The 19,270-nt window shown below is 40.8% G+C and carries 17 protein-coding genes; 7 read left to right on the top strand and 10 right to left on the bottom strand.

Annotation, left to right across the window (positions count from 1 at the left end; all coding sequences use genetic code 11):
- The first annotated feature begins 31 nt into the window (after positions 1-31).
- Positions 32-997: an ADP-glyceromanno-heptose 6-epimerase gene (gene rfaD, locus V6R21_RS09435; RefSeq protein WP_334243067.1), complete on the top strand. Its 966-nt coding sequence runs from the start codon at positions 32-34 to the stop codon at positions 995-997.
- A gap of 141 nt (positions 998-1,138) precedes the next feature.
- On the opposite strand, the gene V6R21_RS09430 is transcribed toward rfaD, so the two are convergent.
- Positions 1,139-2,206, bottom strand: a complete 1,068-nt coding sequence (locus V6R21_RS09430) for a glycosyltransferase family protein (protein WP_334243065.1) — start codon at positions 2,204-2,206, stop codon at positions 1,139-1,141.
- 183 nt (positions 2,207-2,389) lie between these two features.
- Entirely contained in the window at positions 2,390-3,535 is a 1,146-nt protein-coding gene (locus V6R21_RS09425; RefSeq protein WP_334243062.1) for an NAD(P)/FAD-dependent oxidoreductase, read from the bottom strand.
- 399 nt (positions 3,536-3,934) lie between these two features.
- On the opposite strand from V6R21_RS09425, the gene V6R21_RS09420 reads away from it, so the two are divergent.
- Together V6R21_RS09420 and V6R21_RS09415 are read left to right on the top strand one after the other, a co-directional pair.
- Positions 3,935-4,531 carry a porin family protein gene (locus tag V6R21_RS09420; protein ID WP_334243060.1) on the top strand — a complete coding sequence of 199 codons (597 nt, stop codon included), beginning with the start codon at positions 3,935-3,937 and terminating at the stop codon, positions 4,529-4,531.
- 109 nt (positions 4,532-4,640) lie between these two features.
- Complete coding sequence (locus V6R21_RS09415; RefSeq protein WP_334243058.1) at positions 4,641-5,459, top strand: MBL fold metallo-hydrolase; 819 nt, start codon at positions 4,641-4,643, stop codon at positions 5,457-5,459.
- Here V6R21_RS09415 and V6R21_RS09410 read toward each other — a convergent pair.
- Both V6R21_RS09410 and V6R21_RS09405 read right to left on the bottom strand, forming a co-directional pair.
- Positions 5,456-6,247: an NRDE family protein gene (locus V6R21_RS09410; RefSeq protein ID WP_334243057.1), complete on the bottom strand. Its 792-nt coding sequence runs from the start codon at positions 6,245-6,247 to the stop codon at positions 5,456-5,458. The two genes, V6R21_RS09415 and V6R21_RS09410, sit on opposite strands and share 4 nt — an antisense overlap.
- Positions 6,248-6,297: 50 nt before the next feature.
- Positions 6,298-7,755, bottom strand: a complete 1,458-nt coding sequence (locus V6R21_RS09405; protein ID WP_334243055.1) for a hypothetical protein — start codon at positions 7,753-7,755, stop codon at positions 6,298-6,300.
- Positions 7,756-8,120: 365 nt separating this feature from the next.
- Here V6R21_RS09405 and V6R21_RS09400 point away from each other — a divergent pair, with 365 nt between their 5' ends.
- From V6R21_RS09400 to V6R21_RS09385, 4 genes are all read left to right on the top strand, one after another.
- Complete coding sequence (locus V6R21_RS09400) at positions 8,121-8,612, top strand: hypothetical protein (RefSeq protein ID WP_334243052.1); 492 nt, start codon at positions 8,121-8,123, stop codon at positions 8,610-8,612.
- A gap of 131 nt (positions 8,613-8,743) precedes the next feature.
- Complete coding sequence (locus V6R21_RS09395) at positions 8,744-9,334, top strand: hypothetical protein (protein ID WP_334243050.1); 591 nt, start codon at positions 8,744-8,746, stop codon at positions 9,332-9,334.
- Positions 9,335-9,372: 38 nt separating this feature from the next.
- Positions 9,373-10,131 (top strand): hypothetical protein, encoded by a 759-nt coding sequence (locus V6R21_RS09390; protein WP_334243048.1) that lies wholly within the window; start codon positions 9,373-9,375, stop codon positions 10,129-10,131.
- 2 nt (positions 10,132-10,133) lie between these two features.
- The gene (locus tag V6R21_RS09385) at positions 10,134-11,729 is read left to right on the top strand and encodes a hypothetical protein (protein WP_334243045.1); all 1,596 of its coding nucleotides are present in this window, start codon (positions 10,134-10,136) and stop codon (positions 11,727-11,729) included.
- A 120-nt stretch (positions 11,730-11,849) separates the two neighbouring features.
- Here V6R21_RS09385 and V6R21_RS09380 read toward each other — a convergent pair whose 3' ends face one another.
- The 6 genes from V6R21_RS09380 to nrfD all read right to left on the bottom strand — a co-directional run bounded on the left by V6R21_RS09380 (position 11,850) and on the right by nrfD (position 19,207).
- The gene (locus V6R21_RS09380; protein ID WP_334243044.1) at positions 11,850-13,757 is read right to left on the bottom strand and encodes a DUF4139 domain-containing protein; all 1,908 of its coding nucleotides are present in this window, start codon (positions 13,755-13,757) and stop codon (positions 11,850-11,852) included.
- Between the two features lie 109 nt (positions 13,758-13,866).
- Entirely contained in the window at positions 13,867-14,694 is an 828-nt protein-coding gene (gene ygiD / locus V6R21_RS09375; protein ID WP_334243042.1) for a 4,5-DOPA-extradiol-dioxygenase, read from the bottom strand.
- A gap of 145 nt (positions 14,695-14,839) precedes the next feature.
- On the bottom strand, positions 14,840-16,207 hold the full coding sequence (locus tag V6R21_RS09370; RefSeq protein ID WP_334243039.1) for a quinol:cytochrome C oxidoreductase: 1,368 nt from the start codon (positions 16,205-16,207) through the stop codon (positions 14,840-14,842).
- Positions 16,208-16,314: 107 nt separating this feature from the next.
- A complete protein-coding gene (locus tag V6R21_RS09365; RefSeq protein ID WP_334243037.1) occupies positions 16,315-16,983 on the bottom strand; it encodes a c-type cytochrome in 669 nt (222 codons plus the stop codon).
- Between the two features lie 108 nt (positions 16,984-17,091).
- Positions 17,092-17,703 (bottom strand): DUF3341 domain-containing protein, encoded by a 612-nt coding sequence (locus V6R21_RS09360; protein WP_334243035.1) that lies wholly within the window; start codon positions 17,701-17,703, stop codon positions 17,092-17,094.
- Positions 17,704-17,755: 52 nt separating this feature from the next.
- Positions 17,756-19,207: an NrfD/PsrC family molybdoenzyme membrane anchor subunit gene (nrfD, locus tag V6R21_RS09355; protein ID WP_334243032.1), complete on the bottom strand. Its 1,452-nt coding sequence runs from the start codon at positions 19,205-19,207 to the stop codon at positions 17,756-17,758.
- Positions 19,208-19,270 lie beyond the last annotated feature (63 nt).

Here is a 19,270-nt window from a genome sequence, read left to right as displayed (position 1 = left end):
TTATTCATCAGATAATTCATAATTCCGAACAATGATAGTAGTGACAGGAGCGGCAGGCTTTATCGGCAGCTGCATGATTGAGCGACTAAACAAGGATAACTTCAATTACATCATCGCTGTGGATGATTTTTCCAACGAGGCAAAAAACAAAAACCTTGAAGGCAAAAAGATTCAAGAGCGTGTTCACAGAGATGATTTCTTTGCGTGGCTAGACAAAAACTACGAGGAAGTAGAGTTTATCTTCCATCTTGGAGCTAGAACCGACACAGCTGAGTTTGACATGGAATTGCTCAACAAGCTGAATCTGGATTACACCAAGCAGATGTGGGAAGCTTGCTGCAAGTACTACATTCCATTGGTTTACGCTTCTTCAGCGGCTACATATGGCTTGGGTGAGTTCGGTTATGATGACAATGAAGAAGTGGTAGAAAAGCTTCAGCCATTGAACCCATACGGCGTTTCAAAGAATGAATTTGACAAGTGGGCATTGAAGCAGGAGAAAAAACCATTCTTCTGGGCTGGGCTGAAGTTCTTTAACGTATATGGTCCCAATGAGTATCACAAAAGCAGAATGGCTTCTGTGATTATGCATGCCTTCAACCAAATTACCAAAACAGATGGCATGAAGCTGTTCCGTTCACACAATCCTGAGTTCAAGGATGGTGAGCAGACAAGAGACTTTGTTTATGTGAAAGATGTAGTGGATGTAATGATGTTCCTACTTCATCACCGTAAGGACTCTGGTTTATACAACTTGGGAACAGGTAATGCACGTACGTTCCTGGATCTGACAAGAGCCACTTTCAAGGCACTGGATGTTGCTGAAAACATCTCATTCATTGATACTCCTGAAGACATCCGTGACAAGTACCAGTACTTCACAGAGGCTAATATGGATAAACTGAGAAAAATCGGTTACGACAAGCCTTTCCATACGCTGGAAGAAGGTGTAACTGATTATGTTCAGAACTACCTGAAAGAAGGAAAGTATTATTAAGATATAAGACTTTTAACAAAAGACTTGAGACTTCTATAGCTTGTCTCAAGTCTTTTGTCTTTTATATAAAAAAAGAGCAGCACTATAAAGCACTACCCTTTCCGGATATCACGAGAATTGAAATAAAACAGAAAAATCTAGTTATGCCCCAATTACTTGAGGTATAAGGTTTTTTCTGTAATCTAGCTCTTCCGCAAATTCATAAGCATCCGATAGCATATGCGCTTGAAAATCTTCAAGCAAAATCTTTACAGCTTCCTCAGCATTGTCAGGGTAGTTCACCTCTACTAGCTGAGCGCTTTCCAACCAAGACTGAATTGTCTCGTAATGTTTTTTCTTCAATGACTTTATTACAGGCACTCCCATATTCTTGAGGGCAGCTGCATTACACTGTTGCTCATACTGATTCTTCATCGGAATAACCAACAGCTTTTTCTTCATATACAAAGCTTCAGCAGGTGTTTCAAACCCTGCTCCACACAACACTCCCTTGCTGCTTGCCATACTCTCGATAAAGGCTTTATTACTGATAGGCTTGATAGTTATATTACCTTCCTTCAGTTCTTCCTGACAGTGCTTGGAAAACACCTCCCACCTTATCTCCTCAAACTTGCTCAAATGCTTTAACAACTTCTTGTCAGCATAAGATGGCAAATAAACAGTATAATGCCCTTGATCGGTTACTTCCAGCTCTCTCACTTCCTTTCGTATAACAGGCGTAAAGATACCTTCGCTATATTTATCAAAGTGAAAACCATAATGCTCCTGCACTGGCGCATAGTTTTCCAGAATAAACTTACCTAGCTTATCTCCTTTCTTTGGTTTAGGTGCTTTCTCAGACAGCACTGCACATTGGTGACTTAGGGATACACACGGCACTCCTTTCAGGAAAGCAGCCCATGCAGAGACTGGTTCAAAATCGTTGATAACCAAATCGTATTGCTGAATCGGCAAACTGGCTATCTCATTGCGGAACCGCTTGGGTTTTGTTATTCGGACAGTTTCCCAAAGCGCAACACCTCCTTCTTTACCAAAGACGAAGCTCATTCCCTTGTATCGGTATTTTACTTCAAAAGGCAACTGTACTTCTGCCTGAGTGCCACTTATAAGCAAATCTACTTCGCAGTATTTTTGCAAGGCAGGTACGATGTCTCTCGCTCTGCTCAAATGTCCGTTTCCTGTTCCTTGTATTGCGTAAAGTACTCTCATAATCAGGTTATTGATGTATGAGCAAAATGCACAACAGAAAAGACATTGATGAAACGGGAAGGTTATAATAATGTGAAGAAAAATGGGACATTGTTAAGAAACGTAAATCCCCAACCTTGTAACAGGCTTAAACGATGTTCAGCTGTTTACAAAATTGGGGATATACTTTAAAATCTAAACTTGTTAGCTATTAGCTTCTGTCATCATCAGGGCTAACCTCTCACCAAGGTTACTGCCAATTGCCACGCCCATTCCACCAAGGCGAACTCCAGCCACAACCTTTGGAGAAACCCTTCGACAAATCGGTTGTCTACTTTGTCCAAATGCCATAATACCTGCCCATTGATGCTCGACTTCAAATGTCTGATCAGGCAAGATCATTTTCTCCAACTTCTCTTTCAGTACATTGATGATGTGATCTGTATTTTTGAATTCTGTTGTTGCTTCCCCTTCAAAATCCTGATTTCGTCCACCTCCAAAAATTACCCTATTACCATAATTACGGAAATAGTAATAACCTTCATCCATATGGAATACTCCCTTAAACTTCAATCCATCTATTGGTTTGGTAACTAATACCTGTCCCCTACCCGGCTCTATCTCCAAGTCAGGCAAGAGTGTTTCCGTAAAGGCATTTGTACATACCGCTACTTGATCAGCACTGAAGCTGATCTCACTGCCAGATACTGTATTACAAACACGAACTTTCACCTTGTTACGATCATCTTCAAAATCTTTCACCTCACAGCCTGTCAAAAGCGTTACATTACTTTTGGACTGAACATACCCCAATAGTGAGCGCATCATTTTACCAGTGTCAATCTGCCCCTCAAACTGGTTATACACCAACGCCTTTGTCTGCTCACGGTTAAACCCAAACGCTTTCACCAAATCATTACGCTGTATAAATACGGGCTCTCCGAAGATAGGCAACAACATACTATTGACAGCTTCAATATGTTGTAAGGCGGGCATTTGTTTATCAGAAATAAGCTCATAACCTCCATGGCAATGGTAGCCTATAGCTTCTTCTCCCAGACGGTCCCTCAACTTTCGCAAGCCTGTCCACCGGTCATTCACCAACCCCAAAACGCTTTCCCGTTCCATGGACTGAAGGTCTGACAGTAGTTCGGTAAGACTTCCAAAACAAGCAAAGCCCGCATTCTTGGTACTGGCTCCTGTCGGAAAAATCCCTCTTTCCAGCAGTACTATCTTTTTATCAGGTTGCTTTTCGGCTAAAGAAGCTGCGGTAGAAAGCCCCACAATTCCTCCTCCAATTATCAAATAGTCATAGTCCACAAAATGTCTTTGTTCCCAAAAACTTAGCATAGTCTTAAATCATTACATGTTGTACATTAATTAGGTTTATCAGGTTAACAGATAGAGTGATTACGATGATCATTACACTCCATATTGCTAGTCAGATTGGTTATATTACCTCCCTCAAAAAGTTAGAGGGGGCTTTTTTTGCTGTCCGATAATACATTTTTTAGCTCAAAAATGGTAGTCCCTATTTCCCCTTAGCATAAGCAAAATCACGCACCCACAACAACACAATCAACCGACAATTGACTGAAATGCAGAATTTTAAACATGAAATACAACAAGACACTTCTTACTTGAGTGCTTTTATGTAAAAAATGTTATAAAAATCTAAAATTGATTGTCTGATGTGCGCTAAGCAATGTCTTATGACTGTAAACAGATTTTACACCAACCAACTAAACCATGAATAAAACATCCTTTTCACTATCAATCTTTTTGCTTGCACTAATTCTTACATTGCCGGCAACACTATTGGCTCAGGTAGAATTAAAACCACATATTGGTATTAATGCATTCCGCTATAATGATGATCCAGGCACTTTTGAATCTGATGCAAGAGCAGGCATACAACTAGGTGCATCACTCGCAATAGGTAACAAAGTTTATTTTGAGCCAGGCTTCCAGTTTGTGAATCGTAAAACTGAGCTGGTCAGTACCCAAACTGATAGGGAACTTTCCATTCGTGAAGTAATCGCTCAACCTGATCTTAAGGGCATAAGAGTACCACTTTTGGTAGGTCTGCGATTTGCTGACGCTGATGCCCCCGTTAATTTTCGAGTTTTTGCAGGTCCCTCAGCCACTTTTCTAACTAACAAAGAGGAAAATGTATTTCACGACTTCACTTTTAAAGAGACCGATTGGGGAATGAACGTAGGTGCTGGTTTGGACCTATTTATCTTCTTCATTGATGCCGGTTACGAATTTGGTATCAACAAGACATTTGCCGACACTCGATCTCGATCTCTGTATGCCAATGCAGGCGTGAAAATAAAGTTTTAGTGTCAACTGAAAATGAACAATACAAAAAGGATTTCCTTTCTTAAAGAGGAAATCCTTTTTGCTTTTTTGTACTTTAACGATGTTATTTTTTCAATAATCCATTAGCGACATGACTACTACTGAAACATTCGATGAAGTGCAGGCTCTTAGAATGGGCAAAAAAATTTTTGGTGTGATTTCACCCATAATGTACGTAAGGTGCTATGCCGTTGATGGCTTGCTTATAGACTCAGGCCTATCATGTTTTACTAATGAGGTGTTATCCTTTGCTACAGCTGCCAATGTCAATCAAGTAGTAATTACACACCACCATGAAGACCATAGTGGCAATGCCCTTGCCCTGACTAAAGCTGGGTACCCTGTTTTGGCTTCTTCTGCTACCAATCATATTCTTTCCAATGGTTTTGGTATCCACTTCTACCAGCAAGTAGTCTGGGCTCCTGCTCCTGTTACTTCCACTTCAGAATTGGGAAGTGAGGTTAAAACCAACCGTTATAATTTTCAGGTAATTAATGTTCCGGGGCATGCTACTGATCAGGTTGCTCTATACGAACCGGAGAAGCAGTGGCTTTTTTCGGCAGATGCTTTTCTGGCAGACAAGGTGAAGTACTTCAGGAAAGACGAAGACTTTTTACAAAGCCTTGATTCTGTGCAAAAGCTTAGCAAACTCAAGGTGAAAAAGATTTTTTGTTGTCACCGCCCTACTTTTCAAGATGCGGAAACAGCCTTGAAACGCAAGCTGGACTTTATGTTGAACCTCAAGGAGAGAACAATTAGTCTAAAAAAAGAAGGGTATTCCATAGACGAAATAACCTTACAACTTTTGGGTAAAGAAGACCGCCTGATGTATTGGTTTACAGCAGGCGATGTATCAAAAAGAAATGTAATCCGCAGTATATTGGAAGGTCCTGTATTACGAAAAAATTAGTAACAGTCAGATCCAAACGGCTGATCAAGTTTTAGGCTATAATGCTTATCACTTAATACCTCTTGCTGACTATTGTAGGTAACCTCCTGTACAGTGAGGTTTCCTTCATAGTCCATGAGCACTGCGGATGAGCATCTTGTGCCATAATCAAAGTCCGTCTTTATAAACATGGAGGACAACAGCTTTTCCCATTCTGCACCAATACCTGTATCAGGCAATTGATCTTCTGATACGGTTTCCATATCAAACATCATGGATTGCAACTGGTCGGTTGTGATGATATCTTGAACCAACAGCTCATTCAGATGCCTTTTACTCTTGGTTACCTTTACCCAAGGAGTATCCAGTAGATGATTACTCAAGCCATAGATACCTTCCGACAACCGCTTCGGGCTTCCATCATAATTGGAGTAATAATAAAAACCACTACTATCAGCTGTTAAAAGGTTAAAACCATTGTACTTGTGTCCCTCTCTTTCCACTTCTGTCATATAATCAGCAGCACTGAAAGGTGAGAGCAAAAATCCCGCAGTAAGGTGACCTCTTGAAGGTGCACTTTCCTTGATACTTGCCATATCACGATAGTTTGTAATAGCAACAAACTTCCCTTGCTGATTAAACCCCATCCAAGTGCCACCTGCCTGAAGGTCTTTACCTGCCAGAAGATCCGGATGCTCTTCCCAAAAATGCATCGGTTGAGTAGGTCTATTAAAAAATTCATCCCGATTAGCAGCCAAAACCAATTTGTATCGGGGATGTTTGTCCAAAGCAAAAGTTATGAGACACATATGTATTTTTTTGATCCAAAAAGTTAACCTATAAAACCGTATTTTGTTGTTTAGTCACCTGTTTTCAAGTAATGTGTAAAGCTTAGAATCAGGTTAATCTGATTCAACTTTACTTCAGGGCTTACCTCACTTTCTTGAAAGCCAAAAAAGTTATTGATTGATGTCAGGTCATCCGCAAATGGCGCCACACTCTTCTTCGAAAAACCATAATCTATTCCTATATGTACACTATTGTGTCCTTTTTGGAACCCAACTCCTGCCGTTAGATAATACAGGTTATACCGTCCGACTCCAGGGGCTATCACAATCTCACTGCCAATACGGTTTCTGATATCCAAATAATTGGACAGGTTTGTCCTGAAACCTCCCAACAAGGTAAAACTACCATATCTATGTTCCGCTCCTACACTGATATTGGTAATTGACCGAGCCCCATCCCTCACTGACAAAAAATCTGTTGAGGAAAGTAACTCTTCCACAATATCACTTGGCGGTTTAGGGTCAAGCAACGTATAGATACTCACAGCTGTATAATAATTGACACTGAAATACAAGGCGGTCCGCTTTAGTTGATAGGCAGCCCCAAATGCAATTTCCCATGGTTGTTTGTGTCTCGTTTTCAACTTCTCCTGCCGATCTATCAGGATAATGTCATTAGCCCCAAAAAACTCATGGATGTTCAGTATCAAAAGCTCTCGCTCCAAAGTCCCTTTGTCTATAAAGGTATCAAGGTTCAGTTTGGGAGTAGTAATGGTTCCTCCTAACCTGATAGGTCCCTGTTTCCAATGAACACCCAGTTTCAAAAGCATCCCCAAGGTATTGCTTCTAAAGCGCTGAAACAATTCTCCTGTCCCGATGGTGATACTATTTGACAAGTTGACAATTCTGACAAAACTTCTACTTGAAAACTTATGCTGCCGGTATGCGAGAAAGAAGGTGCCTCCAATTGCCCAATTACTGTTTAACCTATAACTTAAATTCAGTCCTCCCCACTGCTCTGTCAATTGTTCTTCCCAGTCAAATGCAGCCACTGCCAATGTATCAGGTGTATTATCTACTGAGCTTGGCTTATAAATATTATTTCTGGCATTAAACTCTACAACGTTGTCATTTCTAGTCAATAGTGTATAACCAATAAAAAGCCTGTCCGATTTTTTAGATGGTATTCTTCCCGCTAACAACTGAGGGAACAGGTTTACTTTATTGGAATTGAAATCCTGATTCAACCCAGCTCCGTTAAACACCTTCAGCAAGGTAATCCCATACAGGTTTGAACTCATTGAGAGATCCTGTACACGATGAATGGCAGTCGCTGCAGGGTTGTAATAAATGGAAGCATTGTCAGGAGTACCTGATACAGCAGCTCCAGATATAAGAGAGGCGGTTCCTCCATATTGAACCGTATTGTAATAATGGTTTTGGGCAAAAAGGTCAAAGTATGACAGAAAATAGATCAAAAGTACCCCACCAGTATATCCTCCAAATTTGATTTGAGTTAGAGTAGACATATGATAAGTACAGTATGGAAGAGTTAGCTTCTATACTTTTTCAAAGGTTTATCACTTGAGTAGGTTATACAAGTAAATGTGCAGAAATATAATGTTGTCAATTGAAGGTCAATCTAGAAATATTCTTATCTGAATTTAATTTCCTTAATGTTTGTAGCCAAACATCCTCCCCAAAAGTTTTACGCTGATTGATAAAGTCGCTTCACTTCATCCTTAACTAATGTATGTTTTTTGGCTAAACCCTGATAATAGCCCTTTATAATCCGATAAAATAACAATCTACACTTTCTCCACTTCACGGCTTTCTGGCTCACATGTACAGCTAAACCTTTTTACGTTATTTTTCTGTACCAATTAAAATAATCATGAAACAACTACTTATCACTATACTACTCTCTATCAATAGTTTTGCTTTCATTTATGCACAATGGAATGGCGTTCTATTGGTACAGGAAGACCAAGAGCAATACAACATCATGGTAGATCAGGTTAGTGCCCTATCTGGGTTTGAAATTCATATAATAACTCATTCTGGAACTACGGAGAGATTTGATTTGAATGATACAGGAAGACTTATACAATACTCAGATAAAGATGCGCTTAAAATAGTCAGGGTATATGAGTCTGGAATAGCTGTTGCAGGAGTCCGAAAGTCCAATATTATGTTCAGCCAAAGTGATTATTTTGAAAGAAGGATCATGGTCATGAACAAAGTAGACGGCATCAATGGTAACAAAACCACTGAAGCTTTTGCTGTAACTGATAATAACAATCCCAACAACATAATGAATTTGAACCTATTCAGAATAGGCCTCAAAAAGTCAGACCTCTGCAGGAAGCACTTGATCAAGGGTTAGAAACTAACTCTGAGACAACTACTGACACCGAAGCGAGCAGTTCTGAAAGTATCAAGGAAAATATAATCAATGGAAGTGAAGACAATACAGAAACAGTTATTCCTCCTACCCCAGAAGAGCACACCCCTCCAGTGATTGAAGAACTGATACCTGACAAAATCAACCTGAATGAAATAAGTAGTGTGGAAGATATAGCGCTATTAAAATTGCTATTCAACCTGAATACAAAAGAGATAGCCTCTGAGGTGGAAATGACTGAAGACAATGAGATCATCTTAGCATCCGTCCGCAAAAAAAACAAAATCCGCAAATACTACTATGACCAACGTATGGACTTCGGTTCTTGGATGATCCTTACACACAAAAAACAAGGTACTCATTTCTTTGATGGTGTAAACCTGTTCAAGTTTGACATGGACAACTACTATATCAAAATTCAAGAGCAGGAAGCCTTAGCCCAATACTTTACGGATAAACAGCTATACATGAAACCTGTTTCCAAAAAATGGTTGGGAATATACCATGAAAACAAACTATTGGCTACGCTTCAGTTACAAGGAAAATACTCATTTGCTGTTATAGGAAATAATATCCTCACCATTACTAGCCTTCAAAAAACTTATGGTCTTTCTCTCAAGGATGAAGCATTTGTGATCACCACTTATGAAGGTGGTATACTTAAGGAGAAAGAGAAAAAAGCAGAAAGTCTGGCTTTAAACTAATTGATCGACCACTAACTTTACCACTATCTACTTTTGCTATGAAAACCCTACTACTTTGGAGCTTAACTTTATTTCTACTTTCCTTATTTAACGTTGATTGTCATGCCCAACGAAAAAGTAGGAATTACCTGCACTTGGGATTAAAATTCAGTAGCCAAGGAATTGGAATTGACGCTGAAAAGACCCTCAAAAACCATTTTTCAGTAAGTGGAAACATCAATTACCTCAATGTAAATTTCACTCAAAACCGCTATATCCTTGACTATAGTATTTTAGCTAAAATCAAGGCAGAAACCATCACTGCTGGTATCTATGGTCACTACTATTTTCATCCCGAAACACGTAATGCTCCTATCGCCTTAAAAGTAACCGCTGGGCTTGCCTATAACGTTATGACTGACTTTTCTGTCACAGGCTTAAACGACAGTAATGTTTTCGTTGGTGGAATTGATATTTCCCCTGAAGAACTAGGTCAGGTAGCTGTTTTTATCAAAACCAATTCCATTATGCCCTATTTAGGTATAGGCAGTAATCTGGAATTGAAGGATATTCGGTCACTCAGGAGACAACACTGGTTTATTCTCAATGATATTCTCAAAGGTTTGGGCTTAGGGATAGACATTGGAGCATTTTATCAAGGTGCTCCAAAAGTAAGTATGGAAGCTAGTAACTATCTCGCCCCAAATGTATCTCAGCAACCAACAATTGAGCAAAACCTCTCTCAATACCAAATTTACCCTTACCTGTCTTTTAAACTACACTACACCTTTACCTTAATATCCTTGAAACTACTATGATCATGATATTGCGATTAGCAAAAAAAATCGTCTTTCTTCTGGTACTCTGTTTAATTGGTAGTTGCAATGATCCACTGGAAGGATTACAGCTTCAATTAGCCATAGATGATGACAGCAACATAAGTACCATCACTGTACAGTTCGTTGACACCAATAGCAGTACAGAAATTCCATTTGAGGACATTTCCATATCGGTCAGTGGTCCCAATGCCACTTCTATTTTGAGTCAAAATCTTAACAGGCGATTCAGTGTAAATGAGTTTGGTTTCCTAACGCTTGTGGTAAAGTCTCAAAGTGAAGTTCCCATACAGCTTGATTTTACAGTTACAGCCAAGTTGTCAAATTACCTAACCACTTCCAGAAATATCACCACAACAAATGCGGAGGCACAGTATGTCTATATCAATATGGTGAACCTCAGTTCTCCACCTGAAGGAATAAGTGTTCAGGAAATCAATTTCAATACTGATAGCCAAGGTGCGACCACACAGGAAATGAGTTTCCAAACATATAGCTATGACCAAGAAGGTGCTTCTGTAACTATTCCAAATGGCACTATTATGAAGGATGCTAAAGGCAGACCTGTTACTGGTAATGTTACGGCACAATTGGTCTATTTTTCACCTAACAGTCCTCAAGCACTAGAAGCTTTCCCTGGAGGTTTAGATAATATCTCACTCAGGGAAGAAGAAGGTTATTTTGTATTTGAAACAGCTGGTCTTGTAGCAATCAATATGCATAGCGAGACAAAAGAGGTTAAAACCTTCTCTGAACCCATCAAAGTAGAAATTAGTATCTCTTCAGCAACTTCTAACCCTGAAAACAATTACGAACCTGTCAAGGCGGGTGACATTATCCCTGTTTGGAGTCTCAATGAAGGAGCATCATCATGGGATAGTGAAGGCAATGCTTTAGTGTACGAGCAAAGCGGAGAACTGTATGCAACGCTGAGCGTATCACATCTTTCTTACTGGAATCTTGACTGGTGGTTCAGTTCATGCAACACTTCAAGCATTAACATGAGTTTTGACAGTAACTTCAAATCAGGATATTATTATACAAGAATCTATAATTCACAAACAGGTCAGTATCTAAGCTCAGGGTACAAGTACTTCGCTGACCAAGAGATGATTTACATGTATCGGGTACCCCAAAACACCTCACTCGAAATCAAAATATTCGATGGCTATTACTGGTGTAACAACACTAAAGAAATTGCTACATCTGAATCATTTGATGCCTGCCAAGCCCAGTCAATCTCTTTTACAGCAACAGGAGATACTTCCCCACTGGAAGAAATCAGTTTTGACCTTTCTGCTACTTGCCCCAATAATCCAGATGTTGTATTCTACCCTAGTGCTTATATCTATTACAAAGACCCAAGCGGGTGTCGATATTGGCAGTACTTGGGTTATATGAAAGGAGGGGTTTTCTCTACCAACAAACTAAAAGTTGGAACAGAATACCAATTCTACACTAGTGTTTGGGTTGGTGGCAGATGGATGGGATACGAAGATTTCAATTATACAATCAGTGACAACGAAATTACCAAAAGAGTCGAGATACCGAACGATAAGGCAGCTGGAGCTTGCTTTTAATACCCCTTCTTTCCTTTCGTTTTTTTTATACAGGCTATCCCGCCTGTATTTTTTTGTCTAAATTTGCCTCAATAAAAAAAGACTGAATGGTTCGTATTCCATTCAGCCTTTCTGCATTCACTACTCTAGCAGCACATTTTCCTTTTTCGGATATCGTACCATATATTTAAATGTAAAGTCCTTGGATTGTCCAGGCTTCAGTTTGATCTTCCAAGTCAACAAGCCCGTCTTGTCATCTAATTCTGCCCCATCTCCTGAAAGCAACTCAACTTCAATCTCATCATTGACCGATACCGGAATCTGGTCTTTAAGGTTAACCTCAACCGTTTCGGAACGGGCATTTTTCAATGAAATGGTCCAAGCTCTTGTTGCCTTTCTCGTAGCGCCAATGAAAGCTTTCTCTTTCAGTTCTTTTACCTTTTCACGCTTGACCACTATTCGCTCATCCTTACCCAAAGAGATGTCCAAAGTATCTGTTACGGTCTCGCTACTGATGACCGTTTTACCGACAAAATTGTTATCAAAATACAAACTTGCCTCTCCTTCAAGGAAGTCATAATTCTCCCAGTCAGGTACCCTAGCCATCAGGAATGCTCCCTCCTCCAATTTTGGAACAGCACTGTAAGCGTATTCTGTAGGCACTTCCTGCTTAAGCATCTCAATTACATAAGACTGACCGTCTGAAGGCACTGTATAAGGTATTTTGATCTCATAGTTAAAGCTGACAGGGTTCTCTGTTCGGGTAACTGGAATAGGTTTGGGAGCCTCCTCTTTTTTAGCTTTACTTACATTAACGCCTGCTACTTTTCCTGACAGTCTTTTTTTAACTTCCGTGCCATAACCCACAACTACTACTTCATCAAGCTGATTTATATCCTCCTTCAGTGTAACATTGGCTACCGACTGATTTATCGGTACCTCTACATTTTCATAACCAATATAGTGAACAACCAAAACGGCTGCATTATTTGGCAACTGCAATGAGTAATAACCTTCTCTATTCGTAACTGTTCCAATCGTTGATCCTTTTACAAGGACAGTTGCTCCCGCTATTGGTTCACCTCTCTCATCCCTGATTTTACCACTCACCTGATGGATACCCAGTGAAGAAGCAGGTGTGCTATAGTAACTTTGGCTACCATAGTTTCTTGAATTGAAAGTGGAATAGGTATAATCCAGGTACCAAGTATCCATGGTAGGCAAAACCTGATTCTGAGATGGGTTACCAGAAGAAATGGATAGCTTAACATCTTTCCAGTCATAGCCACTTTGCTGAAAAACACTTGCCTTGGAGACAATCTGCATTGGTTCATTCAGCTTGTTTACACGAATGTCATATGTTGGAAACCAACCTGCCTTGTCAATGGTATAGGTTAACTCCACTTTCCAATCAAGAGCCTGAGGTACATCCACCACAGCCAACACTTCGCTTACCAGTTCATCATTCCCTTTCTTCAACAAGGAAATTTGATGGATCAGTTTTTCTTTTTCTTCTTTGATATCCTCCAACCTGCTATTGATGGCAATTTTCTTCTCCTCTATCTCAGTCATCTTGCTGCTGAAATAGTTCATGGCTGTCATCAACTCCTGTGTGCTCAGGTTCTGTTGCTCCCCTCTGAGTTGTTTGTTTGCCAACAGAATTTCCAATTCTCTATCCACTACCCTCAGCTTGGCTCTCTCCTTAACTTCTTGTTTGTTGAGTAAGTCTAGCTTCTGTTTCCATACTTCACGGTCAGCATCTTGCTGCTTATCTTCCTTGCTCAGGTAATTATGCTGGTGTTTGACACTGATCAGTGTATAGGTGCCATTCCCACTCAACTGAAGGTTAGAAGGATTTATGTTTTCTGAAAGCTTGGTGAATTTCAAGTAGTTCTTACCTGCTTTCAAACTGACATTTGCTTTCCTTATGATTTGAGCGCCTTTAGTGTACACTGTAGCGCTTTTTACCTTACTTGATACATCTTTGTAAGTTTGTGCTAAAAGTTGGCTTCCAGATAATAGCAGAAGCGCGATAAGTAATATTCTCATTTAGTAATCAGGTTTAGTATTAAAAAGTCATCTACCCTTAAAATATGGGAAGTATAGATAATTCTAAGAATAATAAAAAATGGTTCAGCTTAAACTGAACCACTCTCACCTAACTAGCTGAAATCTTCACGGATGTCATATTAAGAGACCCTCCTACATACCTGTCATTAAAAAAGGATACCTCATCACTCTCCTGCTGCAATGCCAAGGTATAGAGCAAAGGGAAATAATGGTCTGGGGTTGGCACTGCCAATCGGGCAGCTTGTCCTAGTTTCTGATAATCAATTAAGGACTGATGGTCTTGGGCTGAAATCAGCTGCTTGAACTTTTCGTTGATTTCCAATGCCCAGTCAAACCCAAAGTCAGGTGTACTCATCTTATCCCAAGCTACCATTCTAAGGTTATGGACCATATTGCCACTTCCCATTATCAAAACTCCCTTCTTTCTTAATGCCTGCAACTCTTTGCCCAACTCATAATGATATGATGCGGGCTTATCATAATCAATACTCAATTGAAGGACAGGAATATTGGCATTTGGGTACATGTGTCTGACCACAGTCCAGCAACCGTGATCCAACCCCCAATCATGGTCTAGCCCTACTGAGGTTGAAGCAATCAGATCACTCGTTGACTTTGCTATTTCAGGGCTTCCCGGTGCAGGGTACTCTACCTCAAACAACTCTTTTGGGAAACCACCAAAGTCATGAATCGTTCTTGGAGCGTCCATTGCCGTAATATGTGTTCCCCTTGTCAGCCAATGTGCCGAAATACACAATACGGCAGCTGGCTCTGGTATTTCTTTACCTAGTTTTGCCCAATAACGGCTAAACTCATTGTCTTCAATTCCATTCATAGGAGACCCATGTCCTACAAAAAGTACAGGCATTGTATAACCTGTGTCCTTCAGTTTATCAAACGCTTTAATTCTTCCCATCGCTAATTTTCTTGATTATGATTCTCCAATCATAACCCCACATAAGGACCGGTTGTTTCAAATTCCTGTAAAAACAAAAACCCTCAGAAGATTGCTCTCCCGAGGGTTATATTTTTAAGTAACAAACTAGTTGCTACTGCATTTCTTAAGTGTGGTGGTAGATACCTTCCTCGATCATTGGGTGATTCTGAGGAATCAGACCTGCTTTAGTAAGACCATTGAAGATCACGTAAGCAAAACCTGACAGGAATACCAGACCCATACCGATAGCTGACAAAGTCATACCACCGTTTTCTTTCAGAACACCTGGAGTGATCATCAGGTAGAAGTCCAACCAGTGACCGATGATGATTACTACAGTAACGATCTTCAGGAACATAGTCTTTCTCTTCGCATCTCTTGTCATCATGATGAAGAAAGGCATTACAAAGTTGAACAACAACATTGTAACGAAGATCCAGAAGTAGTTTCCTGATCTCAGACGCTCAATAAAGTAAATTGTTTCCTCTGGGATGTTAGCGTAGTAGATCAAAAGGAACTGCGCAAGGAACAGGTACGACCAGAAGATTGAGAAACCGAAGATAAACTTACCAAGGTCATGGAAGTGGTTTTCGTTAACAATTTTCAGGTAACCCATTTCTTTCAGGATTACTGCTACCAACGTGATTGATGAAACCGCAGTTACCAACCAGCTAGCCAGACAGTACCAACCGAATAGTGTTGAGTACCAGTGTGTGTCGATTGACATGATCCAGTCCCAAGAAGCGATAGACTCTGATACACCGAAGAAGATCAAGAATGCTACTGAGATTCTTTGTGTTCTTCTGAAGTGTACAGTTGAACCTACGTGAAGATCCTCGTTAGTAGAAAGTTTGTTCAGCATAAAGAAGAACACTGTCCAAACTGCTACGAACACTACCATTCTAACCAAGTAGAAAGGAAGGTTAAGGAAGCCTTCCTTACCTTTGATAACTGGGTCAAACTCTGGGCTTGTTGGATCGAACAGGTAGCTGTGCGTCCAGTGGAAAATATCGTGGTTACCGATCAGGAATGCTACCAACAGGATAGCACCACCGATAGGAATAAATCTACCGAAGTTCAACATGATACGCTGAACTGGCGTTGACCAACCTGCGTTTGCCGCAAACTGGATTGTAAAGAAGAAGAAACCAAGAAGTGCGATACCGATAAAGTATACTGCATTCATCCAAAGGTTAGTTTTCAGTACAGTTGTCCAGTGGAAACCACCGTGGTGCTCGCCACCTTCAGCATGAGCCGCTACATCTGCTGCGTGCCCGTGACCATCAGAAGCTACAGATGCTACGTTAGCAGCAGCCTCAAGAGCAGCATGGTGCTCCTCATGACCGTGTCCGCCACCAAACATCAGCATCACTATGCCGATCACAAGTACCAGCACACCCAGTCCGCCAATACCGAGTATTTTTTTCTTCAGGTCCCCCGAGAAGGAGAATTGCTCCTGAATGTTGTTGATATCTACATCTACGTGAGCCATTTTTTATATCTTTTTGGTTTTGCTAAGCCCAAGAAGTCCCCCTGCACGTTTCTCCAATTTTTGAAAAAAGTGCACTGACACTCTCAACCCAACAAAACTATTTGCAATTACTTACCTTGAAGATCTCTTACGTATTTAACGATTTTCCATCTCTGCTCAGGATTCAGCTGTGATTTATGAGACCACATTCTGCCTTTTCCATGAGTGATAACGTGGAAGATATGACCGTCAGTTGCATTGACGATAGCCTTGCCTTTCAGGTTAGCTACACCAAGGTATACCTTACCTACTTTGCCTTGACCATCACCAGCTGCACCGTGACATGGCTGACAGTAAGCCTCAAAAAGGTGCTTACCCTCTTTCACGATATCTTTTGAGTCTGGAAGTGGGTTTTGCAGCTCTGCTGCTGCTTTTTCCAAGTCGTTTTTACCGTACTCTTTGTAGTAAAGAAGCGGTTGGTCTGGCTTAGCGTCTAATGACTTAGTCACTGAAGAGTAGTTCTGACGAGCAACTGTACCTTCAACAGGAAGCATCTCGTTCATCGGCTGCTTACCTTTGTAGTCGTTGTAAGGAGTTGAGTTGGTATAGTACTCATACAAGCCTTCGATAAGACCAGTAGGAACCCCTTCATTGGTCACCTGCGTAAGTGGCTCGTAAGGGATTGAAACATACATTTGTGGAGCATACTCCACACCTGGATCGTTACCTTCCGCTGTACATCCTGTCATTACCGCAGCACCTGCCAAAAGTCCAAGAAGTATTTTATTGATGCGCATTTTGCGAAAATTTTATGTTTGATTCTTTTTAGAAGCCAGAACCTAGAGACTAGAACCTAGACAAGTATTTATCTATGTTCTAGCTTCTTGTCTCTAGCCTCTAGAAAATTAGTTTAGTTTACGAGCTGAGTCAGTTACACCGTGTGTAAACAGGTCAACAATGTAAGTGATAAAGTTACCTTCCTGCTCTTTCTCAGTCAGGTCTCTTCTTTTCACTTCTTCTGCGCCTGTCTCTTCCAAAAGACCCATAAGTTCTGCTTCGCTCAAGCCATTTTTAGCCAAATCAATCGCCATTACGTGCTTGTCGTCAGATTGTCTTCTGTCAAATATAACTGGTACAGCGTAAGGTTTCAGACCTTGTGATACAAAGAATGAACCTACCATACCGAATGCAGACAGTAGTACTGTCAACTCGAAAGTAATCGGAACAAAGTCAGGGATAGCGATAAATGACTTACCACCGATAATCATCGGCCAGTCAATACCCATCACCCAAGTTTGGAGTACGATTGCCAGGATTGTACCTGTCATACCAAACATAAATGCCGCTTTTGGCATCCAAGATCTCTTATATCCTAGTGCGTCCTCTAGGTGGTGAACCGGGTAAGGAGTATATACCTCTTTGATATTCACGCCCTTGCCTCTTACAGCTTTCACCGCTTTCAGCAACACGTTGTGGTCGTTGAATATACCCAGTACGAAATGCTTATTGTTTTCCATTGAATTTTCTGTTTTCAGTTCTTCAGAATTTCACACAACTGTTTAGCGGTGATTAAGCCATTACGCTTTCTCTTGCCTTTTCTTCTTCAGTTGTTCTGTGGTCAGCTGGTACTACAGCATCAGAGATAGTTCTACGACCTCTGTACACTTTAGAGTCTGAGTCTCTAAGGATTGATTTCACCTCAGCCATGTTGACTACAGGGAAGAATTTAGAGAACATCAGGAACAGCGTGAAGAACAGACCGAATGTAAATACGTATGACATCACGTCGTGAATTGTTGGCGAGAAGTATACCCAGCTTGAAGGCAGGTAGTCTCTGTGCAGTGATGTTACGATAATTACGAAACGCTCGAACCACATACCAATGTTTACCACGATTGACAGTGCGAAAGTCGCATACAGGTTTGTTCTTACTCCTTTGAAGTAGAACAGCTGTGGAGAGATTACGTTACAAGTCATCATTGACCAGTAAGCCCACCAGTACTGACCTGTCATACGGTTTACGAAAGCATATTGCTCATATTCTACACCTGAGTACCAAGCGATGAAGAACTCAGTAATGTAGGCGATACCTACTACTGAACCTGTCACTGTAATAATGACGTTCATCATCTCAATGTGCTCCATTGTGATGTAGTCCTCCAAGTTGTAAAGCTTACGCGTTACAATCATCAACGTCAATACCATGGCGAAACCTGAGAAGATCGCACCTGCTACGAAGTATGGAGGGAAAATAGTTGTGTGCCATCCAGGAATCACTGAAGTAGCAAAGTCAAACGATACAATCGTGTGTACTGAAAGTACCAAAGGAGTCGAAAGACCTGCCAGAATCAATGATACTGATTCGTAGTGCATCCAAGTTTTAGCTGAGCCATTGAAGCCCATTGAAAGCATACCGTAGATCAGTCTTGGAACTGGCTTAATTGCTCTGTCACGGATAGTTGCAAAGTCAGGAATCAGACCGATGAACCAGAATACCAATGATACAGAGAAGTAAGTTGAGATCGCGAATACGTCCCAAAGTAGTGGTGAGTTGAAGTTTACCCACAGTGAACCAAATGCGTTTGGAAGTGGAAGAGCCCAGTAAGCACCCAACCAAGGACGACCCATGTGTACTACTGGCCAGATAGCGGCACAGATTACGGCGAAGATCGTCATTGCTTCCGCAGCACGGTTAATAGATGTTCTCCATTTCTGGCGGAACAAAAGAAGTACGGCAGAGATCAGGGTACCTGCGTGACCGATACCTACCCACCATACGAAGTTGGTGATATCCCAAGCCCATTCTACTGACTTGTTCATACCCCATTTACCGATACCATACCACAGCATCTCTCCCAGGAAGTAGCCACCTGAAACGAGCAGCAGTAGGGCAAATCCAAGACCAGCCAACCATTTGATATTTGGCGCAGCCTCCACCGGACGACAAACGTCCTCTGTGATATCTTTGTACGTCTTACCACCGGTTACCAGTGGCTCACGAACTTTTGATACGATTTCCATATCTATTGCTTATGAGTTTTAAATTTTTTTAGATGTAAGACTCAAGACACAAGATATTAGATT

This window comes from Limibacter armeniacum, assembly GCF_036880985.1.
GTDB lineage: Bacteria > Bacteroidota > Bacteroidia > Cytophagales > Flammeovirgaceae > Limibacter > Limibacter armeniacum.
This window is presented reverse-complemented; position numbering and strand designations above follow the sequence as displayed.